General features: G+C 37.9%; 13 protein-coding genes. 6 read left to right on the forward strand and 7 right to left on the reverse strand.

The window, feature by feature from the left end; all coding sequences use genetic code 11:
• Window positions 1-555: 555 nt before the first annotated feature.
• On the reverse strand, window positions 556-1,020 hold the full coding sequence (locus QX565_RS13545) for a MaoC family dehydratase (RefSeq protein WP_002562392.1): 465 nt from the start codon (window positions 1,018-1,020) through the stop codon (window positions 556-558).
• 108 nt (window positions 1,021-1,128) lie between these two features.
• Window positions 1,129-1,995 carry a DUF6845 domain-containing protein gene (locus QX565_RS13550; RefSeq protein ID WP_289293033.1) on the reverse strand — a complete coding sequence of 289 codons (867 nt, stop codon included), beginning with the start codon at window positions 1,993-1,995 and terminating at the stop codon, window positions 1,129-1,131.
• Window positions 1,996-2,704: 709 nt separating this feature from the next.
• Between QX565_RS13550 and hdhA the strand changes: the two genes are divergently transcribed.
• The 6 genes from hdhA to pncB all read left to right on the forward strand — a co-directional run bounded on the left by hdhA (window position 2,705) and on the right by pncB (window position 7,747).
• The gene (gene hdhA, locus QX565_RS13555) at window positions 2,705-3,484 is read left to right on the forward strand and encodes a 7alpha-hydroxysteroid dehydrogenase (RefSeq protein WP_289293034.1); all 780 of its coding nucleotides are present in this window, start codon (window positions 2,705-2,707) and stop codon (window positions 3,482-3,484) included.
• Window positions 3,485-3,675: 191 nt separating this feature from the next.
• A complete protein-coding gene (locus QX565_RS13560) occupies window positions 3,676-4,278 on the forward strand; it encodes a TetR/AcrR family transcriptional regulator (protein WP_221651206.1) in 603 nt (200 codons plus the stop codon).
• A gap of 8 nt (window positions 4,279-4,286) precedes the next feature.
• A complete protein-coding gene (locus QX565_RS13565; protein ID WP_289293036.1) occupies window positions 4,287-5,009 on the forward strand; it encodes a T9SS type B sorting domain-containing protein in 723 nt (240 codons plus the stop codon).
• The gene (locus tag QX565_RS13570) at window positions 5,009-5,539 is read left to right on the forward strand and encodes a hypothetical protein (RefSeq protein WP_289293038.1); all 531 of its coding nucleotides are present in this window, start codon (window positions 5,009-5,011) and stop codon (window positions 5,537-5,539) included. The genes QX565_RS13565 and QX565_RS13570 overlap by 1 nt, the downstream gene beginning before the upstream one ends.
• Window positions 5,536-6,519 (forward strand): Acg family FMN-binding oxidoreductase, encoded by a 984-nt coding sequence (locus tag QX565_RS13575; protein ID WP_289293039.1) that lies wholly within the window; start codon window positions 5,536-5,538, stop codon window positions 6,517-6,519. The genes QX565_RS13570 and QX565_RS13575 overlap by 4 nt, the downstream gene beginning before the upstream one ends.
• A gap of 61 nt (window positions 6,520-6,580) precedes the next feature.
• The gene (pncB, locus tag QX565_RS13580) at window positions 6,581-7,747 is read left to right on the forward strand and encodes a nicotinate phosphoribosyltransferase (RefSeq protein ID WP_289293040.1); all 1,167 of its coding nucleotides are present in this window, start codon (window positions 6,581-6,583) and stop codon (window positions 7,745-7,747) included.
• On the opposite strand, the gene QX565_RS13585 is transcribed toward pncB, so the two are convergent.
• The 5 genes from QX565_RS13585 to QX565_RS13605 form a co-directional block, all read right to left on the reverse strand.
• The gene (locus QX565_RS13585) at window positions 7,733-8,554 is read right to left on the reverse strand and encodes a helix-turn-helix domain-containing protein (RefSeq protein ID WP_289293041.1); all 822 of its coding nucleotides are present in this window, start codon (window positions 8,552-8,554) and stop codon (window positions 7,733-7,735) included. The genes pncB and QX565_RS13585 overlap by 15 nt on opposite strands.
• A 474-nt stretch (window positions 8,555-9,028) precedes the next feature.
• Window positions 9,029-9,877, reverse strand: coding sequence for an alpha/beta hydrolase (locus QX565_RS13590; RefSeq protein WP_221651200.1), 849 nt, complete (start codon window positions 9,875-9,877; stop codon window positions 9,029-9,031).
• A 47-nt stretch (window positions 9,878-9,924) separates the two neighbouring features.
• Complete coding sequence (locus tag QX565_RS13595; protein WP_221651199.1) at window positions 9,925-11,538, reverse strand: hypothetical protein; 1,614 nt, start codon at window positions 11,536-11,538, stop codon at window positions 9,925-9,927.
• A gap of 46 nt (window positions 11,539-11,584) precedes the next feature.
• Window positions 11,585-13,903: a WD40/YVTN/BNR-like repeat-containing protein gene (locus QX565_RS13600; RefSeq protein WP_289293043.1), complete on the reverse strand. Its 2,319-nt coding sequence runs from the start codon at window positions 13,901-13,903 to the stop codon at window positions 11,585-11,587.
• Window positions 13,904-13,946: 43 nt separating this feature from the next.
• Complete coding sequence (locus QX565_RS13605) at window positions 13,947-17,120, reverse strand: polysaccharide lyase family 8 super-sandwich domain-containing protein (protein ID WP_289293044.1); 3,174 nt, start codon at window positions 17,118-17,120, stop codon at window positions 13,947-13,949.
• Window positions 17,121-17,142: the final 22 nt, after the last annotated feature.

A 17,142-nucleotide genomic window follows, 5' to 3' on the forward strand; every position in this document is an offset into this window, starting at 1 on the left:
AAGAAATTTATTCTTATTAACGTTCATAAAGAACTATGTTTTCCATGGCAAAGATAATGGTAGAGGAAAAAACAAAAATAGCAACGCGCTGAATAGCAACAGATTACAAAAATAATAAATGTACACTTTTTTTATTGAAAACAAGTAAGGATTGATGATTACAAAAAAATAGAAATGGGAAAATACGCACAGATACTAAGCGAAGATTTATAGTATGAACAATACATATATAACACGTTAAATACCAATATCATATTGATGATAATACAACTCTCTTATATTTATAACATCCAGATGTTCTTGTCAAAAACACCTGGATGTTTTAGCCCACAACACCCGGATGTTTCCTATAAGAACACCCGGGTGTTGTGGTTTCTTAATCCTTGAGTTATTCTCATTATTAAAGCTATTGCTTACATATATAAAAGCATACTGCTAAAAATAGGAACATTGTACAAGTTGGATATTCTCTATAAAACAGAAAGAATACAAGATTTTTGTAGAATCTCATTCATAAGCAATGTGCTTCTCTCATAATACAAATTCTCAGAAGCTTTAATTAAAGTAATATAAGAATATAGCAATACCTTCGAGCGCTTTCTTTGGCTGATCTTTAATTTCAATAACGAATTTAATTTCAGCTTTTGCCACACCACGCAAATTGGTCAGAGAATGAAGACTTGCCACCATACGAACACTCTGCCCTGGCAATACAGCCTGGCCGAATTTCATCTTATCCATACCATAATTTATCATCATCTTCAGGTTATTCACTTCAATAATCTGGTTCCACATATAAGGAAGCAATGATAAAGTAAGATAACCATGAGCAATAGTACTATGATACGGGCTTTCTACTTTGGCACGCTCTGTATCGACATGAATCCACTGATGATCCAAAGTTGCATCGGCAAAAAGATTAATACGTTCCTGCGAAACTTCCAAATAATCCGAAACTCCGATTTGCTGACCTACTAACTTTTCAAATTCCTCATACGAATTGATAATAACCTTCTCCATATTTCTTATATTAAATTGATATTTTACAAAAAAAACATTTTAGTACGTATGTGATAGTACGTACTAAAATGCCACAAAGATATAATTTTTTGGATTAAGCAGGAGCTTTTATATGACAGACGTTTCGTATGCACTGGTCAGCATTTCATAATCGGCATCTGTATACTCTCCTTTTTCCCGTACTTTCTGTGCTTGCTTGATGAAAGTTTCAACTTGCGCCAGGAATGCCTGATAAGCTTTCATATCGTTTTCGTGTCCTGCTACGACAGGAAGTTTTCTGGCTGCTTCTAATTGCCTGGTAAGTTCGGCTATTTTCAGATCAATGCGTGCAGTTTCCATCACAACATGCTTACGGGCATACAAATTAATAATACTTTGCATTGTAGATGCCATTTTGCGAACAGACATAATTTGTTCTTTTAACGGACTGTCTGCCAGAAGCACCTGTTCAGCCTGTTCGGTAAAAGGACTCAGAATATCAAAAACATTCATTTTATACTCAGCCATCTCTATACTCAGCCGATAACTCACTTCGAGGAGCTGGTTCGCTTTAGTATAATCCTTTGTTTTCAAATAAGACAAATAGGTATTGAAATTGGAATAAAACTGAGCTCTTGAACGAAACAGACCTGCATAGTTCTGTTTCAGGTTCTGACGGGTCTCCTCGTTAAAGCAAGTACCCGGATTCATCAGCATCACAGTATCTTTCTCAGAAATGGCAGGAGGTACAATAGGCGTAAGAGCAGGAGCTTTATCTTTCTGTTCCATATATCCCAGAACAGCATTCACATCTTTCTCATTCACTACATCTTTCAGTACACTAAGAGAAGTATTGTAATACTTAACTACTTCCATTGCACTTTCTACATCTGCCGTACTCACAGAAGTAGTTGATTGACTCTTATTTCCTCCCGAACAAGAGGCCAGTAAAAAAGCACCGATCAGTGCTCCAAATAATAATAAATTCTTTCTCATAATTCTTTTCTTTAATAATTTTACAAACAAGATAAGCCAAAAGACAGGCGACATTGCACTAATAACAATATAAATGACGTTTTGCTTTCGGATATTTTATAAATTTAAAAAAGAAGCAGATATTTATCATATAAACAAAAAAAGGCTACGCATCACGCGCAGCCAATCCTTGTTAACCTTAAATCTAATACTTATGAAAAAAACACTGTACAAAGATACCGATTCTCAGGAAATCAGCAAATTTCATAGCCTTTAAAGGCCATATTATAACATGGTTTAATGGTAAAGAGATTGAGTTAACACTTTAGAGTTATTACGTTAACAATTAACATATACATTTACAATCCGAAGAGGTCACATATGGACATAAAAAAAGGCTATCTATCCCAGACAGCCAATCTTTGTTAACCTTAAATCTAATACTATGAAAAACACAATGCAAAGGTACAGATTTTCAAGAAACCTCCAAATATCCGTGACATAACGGGGTGTATTATAACATGGTTTAATAGAATCGACCGGCCATTAACACATTAAGTGTATTCCGTTAACATTTAACAGATTTATAAACAAATGAACCGATAAAAGAATGGCAGATGCAAAAGTCACTAATGAAAACGGAAATCGTATTAAACCAAGATATAGAAAAATAACCTTTTCTTATAGCTGATTGTTTTAAAACAGAAGAACCCACATAAACCATTCTATCATGAACAGATTTGAAAATAAAGTAGCCATCATTACCGGTGCAGCCAGCGGTATTGGAGAGGCAACCACCCGTCGTATCGTATCCGAAGGAGGGAAAGTAATAATCGCTGATTATTCTAAAGAAAAGGCTGACAAACTGGCTACCGAACTAACTCAGTCCGGAGCAGATGTGCGTGCCACTTATTTCTCGGCAACCGTACTTCAAAGTAGTAAAGAACTGGCAGAATTTGCCATGAAAGAATATGGGCAGGTAGATGTACTGGTAAATAATGTGGGCGGAACCGACCCCAAACGAGATGGCAATATCGAGAAACTGGACATAGACTATTTTGACGAAGCATTTCATCTTAATCTATCCTGTACAATGTATCTTTCACAACTCATTATACCTATAATGAAGGTACACGGTGGAGGTAATATTGTTAATGTGGCTTCCATCAGCGGAATTACTGCTGATGCAAGTGGTACACTTTATGGTGCAAGTAAAGCCGGAGTAATTAACTTGACCAGATACATAGCCACACAAGTAGGCAAAAAGAATATCCGTTGCAACGCCGTAGCTCCCGGACTTGTACTCACTCCTGCTGCTTTAAACAACATGAATGAAGATGTACGCAATATTTTCTTAGGACAGTGCGCTACTCCTTATCTGGGAGAACCGCAGGACATCGCAGCTACTATTGCCTTTCTGGCCTCGGAAGATGCACGATACATCACCGGACAAACCATAGTAGCAGATGGAGGACTGACCATACATAACCCGACAGTAGAATTGGCATAACCTCTCAATCAGCTATACTATATTTTTCTTAAAACTAACCACTTAGCCTGTTTAAACTCTCCTCTTAAAAACTCTCTTCAGCTTATCCCAAGGAAATTTTAAACAGGCTCTTAAAATTTATTCCCTTTTTCTTTTTGATGTTACCGATAGGAAACATACTTTTGTGACCAAGTAGTAACAACAACAGAATAATGGAAAAAGAAGTAATTAAAAACAGGCAAACCACAGAAATGAATCTTATCAAAGCCGTTGACGAACTTATCGAAGAAAACGGATTCGAAGGATTGGGCATAAATGCTGTAGCGGCTAAAGCCGGAGTTTCCAAAATGCTAATTTATCGCTATTTCAATTCATTGGATGGATTAATAGCAGCTTACATCCAGCAACATGATTACTGGATAAACTTCGACGAACAACTGCCGGACGAAGAGCACATAGGCGAATTTATCAAAGAAATATTCAAGAGACAAATTGCTATGCTAAGACAAAGTTACACACTCCGAAGATTATACCGATGGGAATTGACATCCAACAATACTTTTATTAAAGAACTACGGGAAAAGAGGGAAGCAAAGGGAATATGGCTGGTAGATGCTGTCAGCAAACTATCTAAACATCCTCAGAAAGAAACCGCAGCAATGGCAAGTATTCTCACTGCTGCAATCAGCTATCTCAGCTTACTGGAAGAAAACTGTCCGTTTTTTAACGGGATTAACATTCAGACCGAGGACGGCTGGAAAGAATTGGAAGAGGGCATTAATATACTGATAGATATTTGGTTAGAAAAACGATAAAAAAGAAAATGAACAAGATGACAATAATAGGAATCTGCATTTTTGCCCTGTTATCGGGTGGATGCAACAAAGATTTGGTGGAGTATCACAGCAACGACATCAGGATATCAATTGAAAAGGGAGATGGATGGTTACATGATTTCCCTCTGTTTTTAGGAATCAATAAAAAGAACCCGCCACAAATTGCAATATGGACAGAAGATACAGAAGGACATTATCTCTCTACAATCTATGTAACACACAAAATAGCTACGCAAACCTGGCAAGCGGCAGGAGGAAACCGAAGAAAAGAAGCACTTCCGCATTGGTGTTATTCCAGAGGTGTAAAGTATGAAGACGGACTATACCTGCCAACCAAAAAATCACCCCTGACAGATGCTGTCACCGGAGCAACTCCTAAAGGAAGTTTTGATGTAAAACTAACTCCAACGGGAAAGATAAAGAAATTCATTGTAAAAGTGGAAATAAATCACTCAACCGACTGGAATGATGCCTATCCGAAATCGGCTCAGCAAGGAGATTCCAACTACTCAGGGGGAAAAGAAGGAAGTGGGCAACCAGCACTGGTCTACGCAGCGGAAGTGAATCTGACGTCAGGAGAAAAAGAGTTTCAGTTAAACCTCATTGGACATAGTAGTCCGGACGGAAGTGACGGAGGTATTACAACGGACATCTCCTCAATAACAACCGCACTGAACATTGTAAAAAGCATAACTATAAACCTGAAATAATGAAACGATTTATCCTCCCATTATTTGTATTATTTAGCTCAACGATAACTGTTCTGGGACAAACCGATACAAAAAAGATTTCCTATACTACCAATTTGGGAACAGGACTTCCGATGAGTTCTCCGGCCCATACACCATTCACATGGGAGGTTATGGGACATTATCACCTTAGTCAACGATTTGCAATAGGTGCCGGTACAGGGCTTTCAGTGTACGAAAGAGTACTTATACCCCTTTATGCAAACGTGCAATTCTTCGTCACCAAACCCAAAAAGCTGACTCCATATCTTGCATGTAATGCCGGCAGCGCATTTGCTCCTGGCAAAGAAGCCAATGGAGGTCTATACCTCTCTCCCTCCGTCGGAATGCAACTGAAGATATCGCATAAACTGAAAGTAAATTTGGCTATAGGATACGAATTGCAGAAACTGAAACGGGTTAAAACAGACTCGAACGAATATTTCACAACGGAGTTTGAAGAACAATTATCCCACAATTCAATAACCTTCAAAATAGGATTGACGCTATGAAAGAAAAAAGAGCTGACTATCTATTCATGATAGAACAGGCCACAAAAGCACCTTCGGGACATAATACACAGCCATGGTTGTTCCGCATCTGCGAAGATAGCATTGAAATACATCCGGACAACCGGAAAACATTGCATGTGGTAGACAGAAACCGAAGAGAAATGTTTGTTTCACTGGGGTGTGCCACGGAAAATCTATGTATAGCAGCCGAAAGTATAGGATATGCCAGCAAGGTACATGTTTCGGAAGAAGGAATCATCTCCATAGAACTTCATTCCGTGGACAATCAGAAAAAGCCATTACTCTCCAGACAAATAGCCGAAAGGCAGACCAACCGAAGTATATATAATGGAAAACAAATTCCGGAAGAGGTAATCAGAGAGTTACTTACCCTTGAAAAAGAAGAATACATCGGGATATACTGCTGGCAGAAACAGAGCATAGAGTTCAACAAAATACGGGATTACGTACTGGCAGGAAATAAAATACAAATGAGCGACAGTCGTTTCAAAAACGAACTGAAAAGTTGGATGCGGTTTAACAAGAGGGATGAGCAACAAACCCTGAACGGATTGAGTTATGCTGTATTCGGAGCTCCTAACCTCCCCAAATGGCTATCACGTCTCATAATGGGAGCATGTCTGACACCCGGGATGCAAAACAAAAGTGATGAAAAGAAAGTAAACTCCTCCTCTCATGTTGTACTTTTCACTGTTGAAAATGATTCTATCCCGGAGTGGATTCAACTTGGACGCACACTGGAACACTTCTTACTAAAAACGACGGAAGCAGGCATTGCCACCGCCTTCATTAATCAACCTTGCGAATTGAAAGTACTGGCGGAGCAAATGCAATGTGAAGTAATTCACCAAACAGGAAAAGAAAAAAGAATCCCGGTAGTATTGTTGCGTATAGGATATGCCAAACCAATGCCTTACTCTCCCAGAAAAGAGAGAAATGAAGTAATTATATCTGAGTAGAGTAGCGTTTCTTCTCAACAAATACTAACTTTATAGTGTTTTCTTAAAAAAAGACCTACAGATGATGATTCATACCATACTCGATACAGACCTCTACAAGTTTACCACTTCGTATGCTTATATAAAGTTGTTTCCCTATGCAATGGGGACTTTTAGTTTTAAAGACAGAGATGAAACAGCCTACACAGAAGTATTTCTGAGTAAACTGAAAACAGAAGTGGCCAACCTGGCTAAAGTGACATTGGCTGATAAAGAACTGGAATATATGACCCGTAACTGCAGATTCCTACCACCGGTATACTGGGAATGGCTCTCTTCTTTCCGGTTCCAACCGGAGAAAATAGACATCCATCTGGATAAAGAACATCACCTGAATATCGAAATAACGGATTACCTCTATAAATCGACACTTTACGAAGTACCATTGCTCGCCATTGTTTCAGAAATAAAAAACCAGATACAGGGAAACGTAGCCAACACGGAAGAGATAATCTGCAAACTATCCGAAAAGGTGGCACTCTCAAATGAACATCAGTTGTCATTCTCTGAATTTGGTACGCGAAGACGATTTTCTTTTGATGTGCAGGACAGAGTGATAGGGTATTTAAAGAAATCTGCACACTACTGCACAGGCACATCGAACTGCTACTTTGCTATGAAGTATAAGATGAAGATGATGGGAACGCATCCACACGAATGGTTCATGTTTCATGGAGCGCAGTTCGGTTACAAACATGCCAATTACATAGCACTGGAAAACTGGGTAAATGTGTATGACGGCGATCTGGGTATCGCACTGTCCGACACTTATACTTCTGACATCTTCCTGACTAATCTCAGCCGCAAACAAGCAAAACTATTTGACGGTGTACGATGCGATTCGGGAAATGAATTAGAATTCATCGATAAACTGACTGCACGCTATAAAGAACTTGGTATCGATTCAACAACTAAAACAATCGTGTTCAGCAATGCACTCGACTTTGGCAAAGCACTGGAAATACAGGAATATTGCCGTGGAAAAATAAGATGTGCTTTCGGTATCGGTACCAATCTGACGAACGACACCGGATTTAAACCTTCTAACATTGTAATGAAGCTGACCCAATGTAAAATGAATGTCAATCAGGAATGGCGCGAATGCGTAAAACTGTCTGATGATATAGGTAAACATATCGGTAGCCCGGAAGAAGTGCGGGCATGTTTATACGATTTACGACTGGGATAACCGATACTCCTGTGGAGCCATTCCTGCATAACGCTTAAAATAACGGGCAAAAAAAGAAGAGTTAGGAAAATTAAACCGTTCTGAGATTTGGGTAACAGTAAGCGTAGTAGACTTCAGTAGCGTCTTTGCCTCACGTACGGTAAAGTCGGCTATCCAATATGACGGAGTATGCCCGGTGACTTGTTGTATCACCCGCGCCAAGTATTTGGAAGTAATGCAAAGCCGATCGGCATAGAAAGATGTCTCCCTATGCATAGGAAGATGTTCATGCAAAAGACTAAAGAATCCATCTGCCAATTCCTCCCGATGAGTGGCAGTAGTCTTTATCGGATAATTGGCATAAATAGCACTCACCTCAGCAGTAAAAATGAATGTTAGAGAACGAAGTATTTGCTTATAAGAAGGATGCGTTTTAAATGTATAATGAGTATTTATGGCTGCATGCCACTTCTCCAACCGCTCTTGCTCTATAGCCGTAAGAAAGAGAAACGGGGTATGCTCTATCTTTTCCGAAATAAGTGTAGGAAGCACATACGGAAAATCAGTCATCGAATCGAAACGAAAAGCAAACGTAAGACAACGGAAATCATCAGTACACATCACCGAACGCAACAAACGTGAAGGCAACAAAGTGAGCAATGCCCCAGCCGACAATGTATACGAATGATTGTCTATCTCTACCGTAGCCTGCCCGGCCGTAGTAAGTACAAACACAAGTCCAACCATCGCATTACGTTGTGATCCTCCAATCGGAAAAAAACGAAAAAAAGCACCTGCCTCATCAGATATAAAGAAAGAAGTTTCCATTTTTAATACTTTTCCAATGTGTCAATCCAGGAGTGTGCAAATGTTCTACCTTTACACACAAATGACTATCAATAAATCACACATTACATTAGTTCATATTTATCCTAATAAACTTGTTACAAATATACCTATTCTTGATGATACAATTTAGACACTTATATCCAACTTGACAGCAAATAACTTGTTATAACAAAAAATAATAACTCATAGAAATACAAACTTTTATTAATATTAAAAGCTTTATTATTATGGAAAAGAAAAAATAAACTTAAGTAATGAAAGATTATTAACATTACGATTACACAAGTAATAAATAGATTCGATATAATAATAATAAATGAAGAAAAGTATCCCTCTGCCCTAACAAGTAGAACAGAAAAGATACTAAAATAGATGACTACTAATTAATCAAGATAAGAACATCTTTGGTATTATCCTGTATATTCTCTATTATATCTCCATTCGTCAGCATAATCATGGTAAATTTACTTCGGATATATTCTTAAAAAAATTACTAAAGAACAACAACTGATAATCTATAGAATTACTCCAATATTGAAAAGTATGTCCTCCCGGACGAACAATATAATCATGTGCAATTTTTTGTTTAAGAAGTTTTTGATGAAGATTATTATTTACCTGAAAAAAGAAATCATTATATCCGCAATCTATTATCAAACACAAACTCCCATTTTTTAATTTATCAATTTGGTTTATAACAGTATAATGTTCCCAGATCTGTTTACTAGATGACTGTTCACCTAAGTGTTTTTTTATTTCCCATTTATCAGGAAACAAAGTTATATCAACTCCTCCACTCATACTTCCGGCAGCACCAAATATATCTTGATGCCGAATAGCCAACCATAAAGCTCCATGTCCGCCCATACTTGCACCTGTTATAGCCCGCCCTCTCCTGTCCGATACTGTGACATAATTTTCATCAATATATTCTACCAGCTCCTTAGTAATAAAAGTTTCAAACTGAGACTTTGGTTCTTCAAGACTATCCCAATACCAACTATTTTCGGCATTAGGGCAAACGATCATAATTCCATATTGATCAGCAAGTATAGGTAAATCCGATTTAATCTTATCAATCCACACTTTATGACTATCATGATATCCTTTATTACTGTAGCCATGTAACAAATATAAAACCGGGAAACGCGATTCAGCTTTTTTTGTGTCGGGCGCAATAACAATACAAGGTATATCCCGATTCATTTTTTCACTTTTCACTTTAATAGTATCAACAACAGAGGAGTTAATCGGAATACATATCCATAAGCAAATCAATAATAATAACGACTTCAATACCATAATAAAATATTTTATATGAACTTCCTTATCGATTAGTTTGATTTTATCTAATTACAAGAATCGCTATTAACTAGTCTGTTTAAATACTCGTCCATAAAAAGTAGTGTTTTCACAGATTTGTAAGTACAGTTCATCCAAAAACTTTTTCCAGGTCTCACCATCCATAATGTAGCCAGAAAACCAGAAGAAGCATCTTGCCAGATTGTTATTGTATTGGTCAGACTTATTGCTTTTGCCAACAATAACGGATCTTTAGTCCTATCATAAGCCGCCATAAGAGCATTAATCACATTACACGCACTATCATCTACCGGAGTTTGATAATGATATTGTTCGAAGACGCAAGGAGTTCCTATCGGATAAATACCATTTTTATCCGCTTCTACATTCCAAATGGTAAACTGATCTTCACAAAAACGTATCAAATCCAACGCATCCTTAATATCCTGAGCTGTAGATTCTTCATCTTTCAACAATAATTCCGCATACGGAGCTACCGTGCAGTTTGTCATATTCTCATAACGATGAATAAAAACCGTCATATCCTCAAACTGACCATGCCAGTCATAAGCCGGATATATATCTTTTTTTATATAATTATAAGCCCTTTCTCGAGCTGTCTCGAATTCAGTATAACCACATATTCTCAACCGGTCAAAAAGAGAAATCAAAGAAGTTGGTATCGCTTTAGCATCATTAACTGGAATCCCACTTTCATAATCAACTTTTACTGGCCACGAACCATCATCCGCTTGATTCTTCAAATACGTTCTAGCAATTCCAAGTGCGTGGTCAAGATATTTTTTATCATGAATCAAATCATATAAATCCAAAAAAGCATCAGCAACAAAAACCGCCTCCATCATCATTGCCTTACCAATATTTTCTTCCTTCCTTGCTGTCAGTTCCTTTCCATAATAAGTTGGAGGGAAAAAAGCCAACGGAGCATCTACTGGAAGACTGTTGTCAATTAAAAATTGCGCAGCATTCTTTGCTATTTCTATAGCACTTTCTTTGTAGTCAGAATTTAATTTAGCAATCATTACCGCTACAGAAACAGTAGCTCCAACAATTTTACAGGGATAGGCATTATGAATATAGCTCATATCCGGTTCCGATGACGTCAACCAATGTTTAAAATACGGCTGGTGACAGAAATAGAACAAACCTTTCATAGCAGCTTCTTTATAAGAACGTACACTCGGAACATAAGGACCGATAAACGGATACTTTTTTTCAAAGCTACGTCGTCCTGCCTCACCTATGTATCGATCTTTTTTATCAAAAGATGCCACAACTAATTCATTCTTTCCTACCGGAACTTTATCCCAAACAGTAGATAATGGAGATAATATCGAATTTGTCCTAAAACTTATAGTATCATTAATAGTAAAAATGTAATACGACGCTTTTTTCTGCGGAACAAACTCGAAAACTGGCGCATAAGTAAAGGCCTTTGCATATTTATTCCAAAACGGAATACTTATCCCATCTCCCGGCCTGATCGGAGTTAAATATTCCACAAGTGCCTGTTTGTTCAACTGTTCAAAATCCAATCCCAATAAACTCTCATATGATTCAAACTTCTGAGCATTCAGATTAGAAACCGTAATAATGGAAACAAATATTGCAACTATTTTTTTTATATTTATCTGTAACATAATTCACATATTTATACATATTAAAATTACTTTCGTAATCATAAATCTATTGATTATCTATAATATCGAAATAAAATATACCACTTCCGGCAGTTGCCGTGTGTATTCGCTGTTTTTTTGCATCGGCAACTACAGAGATCCAACGTAAGCAGCCAAGTGAAGAATCATAAATATCCGTCCACTCATTCCCCTCATCGGTACTGATAAGAAGCTGTACCGGAGTATCTCCCAACGGATGATTCGAACAGGCTAAAACCATCAAACTCCGTCCGTTCTCATCCCTGCTTATCGACATGGAACTTGCATTATATTTTTTCTTCCCAAAAGGTTTTATCTTAGACCATGAGAGCCCATAATCTTCACTTTTCCACAATCCCCCATTCCAAAAACCCGCATATATCACTCCACTTCGATACGGATCGGCATATACCAATGCCAAGACAGTGTTTCTCTTTTTATCGAATGGCAGTTTATCACTTATTTTAACCCAGCTTTTACCTGCATTATCACTTCTAAAAACACCTTCGGTCCATTCTCCCACATAGATCACATCCTTTTTAAAAGGATCGAGAGCTATCATCTGCCCGGTTCCACACCCATTCTTACGCTGATGATTCACAATAGGAGTCAGATCTTTATCAATCTGAAATTCTTCAGCCGGTAATGTATCTATATTTCCCCAACAAGGATTACAAACTTTTTTCCAATTTTCTCCGTAATCATTACTCATATAGATACCGGCAGAAGTTTCATCTTCAGTCTTTGCAATTATATTACCCTCCATATAAGCCCAAAAGCGACCTGGTACCAACGGATCTTCTTTTATATCCTGTATAAAATTATCCCCTTTCCTATCCCAAACGACACGACCGGTCTTCCCCAAATCGTCACTTTTATATAATTTCATATATTGTCCTTTACGTTGGGAAGCAAATAACATAAGATCCGGCTCACGCATAGAAAAACTTACCGTTCTTCCAGGACCAACCGTTATGGGAGCCATCGTATACGATTCACTATCGTCAAACGATAATGCCGGAGCATGATCGCATACTCCACATGCCCAAACACCCTCACGAACAGGATGTTTTACTAATGTCTCACAACAGATTATTCCTATTCCTTTAAATTGATGACCATAATAATTTTTACCTCCGTCATAAGTCGTGGTTACTCCCCACCAATTAGCAATAAATAATTTATCCGGCTTTTCACAATCCGGCAAAATATGAGATATGGCACTTCCTATTTTACCAGGATTACGCCCATGCCATTCTTCTGGAAATTCAAACATATTTTCTGGTTTGCAATCGGGACTAAGAGGATACCACGAATTCCCTCTATCATCAGATTTATAAATTGTCACCGGATATTTTGTTGGAAATTCTTCAGCTGCATAAAAAACATCCGGATTTTGAACTGATTGTACTAATGTACGGTATTTTGATTCCTGCGGTAAATCTTCTATTTTCGCAAATGTCCTTCCTCCGTCACAACTACGATATACCCCTTGTTGGGAAGCAAACAACACTATATCCCCATTGCCTGCAATCACCAACTCGTATAAAGCTATATCATTCCCTTCAAAAAGTACTTGCCAATGTTTTCCTCCATCCTCTGACATATATAACCTACCAGGTTTATTTCGTGGAAAATCTTGAAGTTCACCAAGTTTATATTTTATTTGTGCTTTTACAAGTTCACCCTTAAACATCGCCTGATCAGAAATAGTTCCTACATAGATCCGGTTATTATAATACTTCACGCATGAAATACGATCGCCCGACAATCCCGAATATTTCCAAGATTCTCCGCTATCTCTACTAATCCAAATCCCTTTAGAATAGGTACCCGCTGTAACTTCCCCTTTTCTATCAGGATTATAACATATCAATTCTCCAAATTGGCGCGTAGGTCCGTTTCCATAATAATCCAATCCATCTTTTACTAAATACCAGCTTTTACCACCATCCGTAGAACGATGTATTCTTCCTACAAAACAAAAATCCCGAACATCTCCAGATGCACGTAATAAAGATTGATTATCAAAAGGATCCAAAGCCAAAGAATGACAATAATGGTCAGACATTTTATCAAGACCAGCATTATAAGGCATCCAGGATTTTCCACCATTCACACTCTTAAAAACACCGGCAACATCCGAACGAGCATAAAGTACTTCTGGGTTAATAATATCCTGTATAATACCAACGATGTATCCCCCTCCGCCCATATCAGTTTGATAAACCTGTACGGAATAATCCCCTTTAGCGGTAGACCGCATATCTATTTTTAAAGGTTGTCCCACGGCAGAGACATTCACACACAGAACAATAACTATTACAATAAAAAAAATATTTTTCATGTTGCTTTTTTATAATACTAAGTTTCACAATCTGATTTAATGATCAGAATATAAACTTTATAACTTTCATTTTACCATCACGCACTACTTGAATAATATTCACGCCTCTTAGAAGTGATGAATTTGGTATGAAATATTCCAAGTTTTCTCCGGAAAACAAAGAATCAAATAATACTCTACCATCCATTGATATCATTTTAACATTGGTCTGCGAACGTACCCGATTATTAAATATGAGCTGAACTCCACCAAGAACCTTTTTTACCCGAATATTATCTTCCCAACTGTCACATTCTTTCAATCCTGTATCATCTGGAGTTTTCAATTCGAAATAAATAGGTGCTCCGTCATTCATAGTTACGCTGATCAGTGTTTCTGCCTGCGAATTACTACAAATCGTAACTCCATCGACTGGCTCAACCAACTCCCAATTTCCATTTACTGTCAATGTTGTAGAACTAGACGTAGAATGCCATCCATAACTTACATCGTCTTCTGGGCACAAATCAGGATTACAGACTGCAAATTTATAACGATTCTTAACGGCATCCTGATGTACCATCAACAAATGCCTGAAAGTCGTTGCCTTTACGATTCCAAAGTCCAAACCATCCACTGCATCAAAAAACGCATAGGCAGTAGTGTTGCCCGGTAAATACGTAAGAGCGTGTAAATTGGCAGATTGTGCCTCAACCCGAAATAGTTCTCCCCCATGATTCTGTAGCTGTTGAGAAAGGGCAATCATCTTCGGCACTGTAACCGACGGAATAACGACAAAGATATCTTTCGCCCCGGTTGGCTTCACGCCGTGATCAATATACGCTTTTGCTGCCATTGCTGTTCCTGTCGGACTAGCATAATCTGCACCTGTTTGGCTTGGAGTAGTCTGTTCTCCGTATGCTAAGACAATTGGATCATTCCCTTTAGGAACAAAATAACCAGTACCCGCAGGCGTAATAAACCAGTTATCATTATCACCCATGATCCGAGACTCTCCCTGGATTGCCATTTCTCCATTCACAACCAAATCTCCGACATAATCTGTCACAATATTCTGGAACAGATTGGTTGCTGTAATCATATCATCACTATACATACCTGAAGAAGTGATATCACTCCCCATACAAATAATCATATCTCCAAACGCAAACATACTCTTCTTAAATTCCAGATTAGTAGGAAGATAACACTCCGTATTTCCCCATTTATCTATCTGTGAAAAATCAGTGGCAAAGATTCCATTTGAATCCATAGCCAAAGCACCCGAAAAATTCTTTTCTTTACTGTATTGGTCAAAGCGCTGGGTCGTTGACTGAGCCGGCATCATATCCAACCATGAAGTATAATGTACCGTTGTCGTACCAGGCACTACATTCCAATCCCAACCGCCTACGGCATTATTTGTCGGATAACCATTAGCAGCTAAACTCCCATCATAAAGTACATCCAAACTACCATGACTTTGATAACGTCCGAAGCGATTTTGCCCACTATATATTTCTGCTCCCCAAAACTTAGAAGTAATTGAACGCATTGACACGACCCAATTTTTTTTTCTAAAGATAGCTGCCGGACTATAATTAAATGCATAAAAGCCCGCATAATCTACCGCATCTACGGTATAATCACTATTTTCAAAAAAATAATTATATGCAGCTTTCAATTCTTCGTCATTTCCCTTAATATCATCACCCGTTTCTATCAACTGCTTAAAATGTTCTCTACTGTACTCTAATGAGATTCCTCCTCCAAAACAATTACGCCCGGCAAACGTATTGGAAAAGAAATGATTCCCATCCAAAAAGCTTTTTGTAGCCATTATATACACAGAAAGTACAGCTTTTTTAAAACGTTCATAAGCGTCCTCCGCTATGCAGAAAGAAGTTCCTCTCAATCCCCACATACATTGAGTCCAAGGCATATAGGAGTACATATAATTATTATAATGAGTATTATGATGAAATCCCGTACCGTCAGACTTCAATATCCCTTTACTACCGGGAGTATATTCCGTATTACGTTCGATATAACGTTTCACAGCTTTCAACTCCCTTACGGCAACAGCGTCATCTGTCTGTAAAGCTGCTATAGCCAGAAAATGAGGCAGATATAAATACACATAATCTGATACAAGATTCACTTTATATGTTTCTTCCGGACGATACGCTTCATTATAATAGCAAAACCATTGCACAAAATCGAGAAGACGTTGTCTTAAATCGCCCTCACAAGCATATGCAACATCTAATACAGCAGCAGGAATTTCTTTACCCGCAGTATAAAAATTCATCGTCGAGGACATCTCATAATTACATCCTTCTCCTATTCCTTGGTCAAGAATATAACGTACCGCCCTCAAGAACATTTCCTGATAAATACCGGCTTTTGACAAATTGGCCAAATGTACGAATATACTTTGTATATAAGAGTCATTCAACGCACCATAAGTGGTATCAATAATTTTTCCACACAATGTTCCATCCATATTCTCAACGATATTCAGAGCATTTACAAAATCCAACGCTCTCCTGACCTGCAATGTAGTAGGAGTTGTCAGTATTCTATGCTGCCTCTCTCGAATTAACGCCAAGTCGGCCAGTTCCTCAAACGAAGGTTGGGATATTGGAATATCCCGTTCAAATGCATAAAGCTCAAGATAAGAAGTTCTTCCTTTTAGATATTCCCTATCGAGAACCATGTGAGGACCATGTATTTTCATCTCAAGGTTCGTTAAGTTATTAAACTCCATGTTATCAAACAATATCCTCCGACTTCCCGCTACATTTTTATTCAACTTCAGCGCAATCTCCACTTGAGTTATATTCGTAGCTGTTTTGGTCTTATACTCCACATAAGTACGGTTAAACTCCCTCCAACCCACGAAATTACATAAGACATTAGCTCTTCGTTTAACCGTATTCCCGTTTATGAACGAGATGGTTATCGTATCATTTGTAACTCTTGGAGAATAGATGTAGAAAAACGTTCCATTCGTAGATAACGCTTTAAAAGCCAAAGGAAAGGAAATATTCGAGTTTGTATTAGCCATCCATTCCAATGAGCTTTTCCCTTCCTTGTATGTAACTGCTGTCAAAGCGAGTTGTCCTCCTGTCACCGTCCAATCTGACGGTATGACGTCTTCAAATGTAAAAAGAGTTTGAGACTTCATTGAAACGGTGACAAGTATACCAAACAAAATAACTATTATTTTTTTCATACCCAATAATCTCTTAATAAGG

Origin of the sequence: Bacteroides sp. 41_26, assembly GCF_949740115.1 — a bacterium.
GTDB classification, from domain to species: Bacteria; Bacteroidota; Bacteroidia; order Bacteroidales; family Bacteroidaceae; genus Bacteroides; species Bacteroides nordii.

What these genes read in the sequence shown, in the direction of transcription:
- QX565_RS13545 (WP_002562392.1), bottom strand. Translation starts at nt 1,020, where the DNA reads ATGGAGAAGGTTATTATCAATTCGTATGAGGAATTTGAAAAGTTAGTA.
- QX565_RS13570 (WP_289293038.1), top strand. Translation starts at nt 5,009, where the DNA reads ATGAAACGATTTATCCTCCCATTATTTGTATTATTTAGCTCAACGATA.
- QX565_RS13590 (WP_221651200.1), bottom strand. Translation starts at nt 9,877, where the DNA reads ATGGTATTGAAGTCGTTATTATTATTGATTTGCTTATGGATATGTATT.
- QX565_RS13565 (WP_289293036.1), top strand. Translation starts at nt 4,287, where the DNA reads ATGAACAAGATGACAATAATAGGAATCTGCATTTTTGCCCTGTTATCG.
- QX565_RS13560 (WP_221651206.1), top strand. Translation starts at nt 3,676, where the DNA reads ATGGAAAAAGAAGTAATTAAAAACAGGCAAACCACAGAAATGAATCTT.
- QX565_RS13575 (WP_289293039.1), top strand. Translation starts at nt 5,536, where the DNA reads ATGAAAGAAAAAAGAGCTGACTATCTATTCATGATAGAACAGGCCACA.
- QX565_RS13550 (WP_289293033.1), bottom strand. Translation starts at nt 1,995, where the DNA reads ATGAGAAAGAATTTATTATTATTTGGAGCACTGATCGGTGCTTTTTTA.
- pncB (WP_289293040.1), top strand. Translation starts at nt 6,581, where the DNA reads ATGATGATTCATACCATACTCGATACAGACCTCTACAAGTTTACCACT.
- QX565_RS13595 (WP_221651199.1), bottom strand. Translation starts at nt 11,538, where the DNA reads ATGTTACAGATAAATATAAAAAAAATAGTTGCAATATTTGTTTCCATT.
- QX565_RS13600 (WP_289293043.1), bottom strand. Translation starts at nt 13,903, where the DNA reads ATGAAAAATATTTTTTTTATTGTAATAGTTATTGTTCTGTGTGTGAAT.
- hdhA (WP_289293034.1), top strand. Translation starts at nt 2,705, where the DNA reads ATGAACAGATTTGAAAATAAAGTAGCCATCATTACCGGTGCAGCCAGC.
- QX565_RS13605 (WP_289293044.1), bottom strand. Translation starts at nt 17,120, where the DNA reads ATGAAAAAAATAATAGTTATTTTGTTTGGTATACTTGTCACCGTTTCA.
- QX565_RS13585 (WP_289293041.1), bottom strand. Translation starts at nt 8,554, where the DNA reads ATGGAAACTTCTTTCTTTATATCTGATGAGGCAGGTGCTTTTTTTCGT.